We start from the raw sequence: 490 nt of genomic DNA, 5'->3' as shown, positions 1-490 counted from the left end.
TGGCGTGATGGGCACGGCGCTCACCGGCTATTCCATGCCGATCTTCTGGTGGGGCCTCATCCTCATCATGGTGTTCTCGTCGAAGCTGGGCTGGACGCCGGTGTCGGGGCGCATCGCGGTGGAATTCGACATTCCGCACGTGACGGGCTTCATGCTGATCGATTCGCTGCTGCCCGGCACGGATGAAGGCTCGTTCAAGTCGGCGCTCTCGCATCTGATCCTGCCCGCGATCGTGCTCGGCACGATTCCGCTTGCGGTGATTGCGCGCATGACGCGCTCGTCGATGCTCGAAGTGCTGCGCGAGGACTACATCCGCACGGCGCGCGCCAAGGGGCTCTCGCCGGTACGCGTGATCGTCGTGCATGCGCTGCGCAATGCGCTGATTCCGGTGGTCACCGTGATCGGCCTGCAGGTCGGCACCTTGCTGGCTGGCGCGGTGCTCACCGAGACGCTGTTCTCGTGGCCCGGCATCGGCAAATGGCTGATCGAT

1 protein-coding gene is annotated in these 490 nt (G+C 64.7%); it reads left to right on the top strand.

What is annotated here, in order from left to right:
* Window positions 1–490, top strand: a 490-nt coding sequence (locus tag U5A67_RS40540) for an ABC transporter permease subunit (RefSeq protein ID WP_321818845.1), incomplete at both ends; no start/stop codon positions are given.

The organism is Paraburkholderia sp. J69-1 (assembly GCF_905220255.1).
Lineage (GTDB): Bacteria > Pseudomonadota > Gammaproteobacteria > Burkholderiales > Burkholderiaceae > Paraburkholderia.
This window is presented reverse-complemented; position numbering and strand designations above follow the sequence as displayed.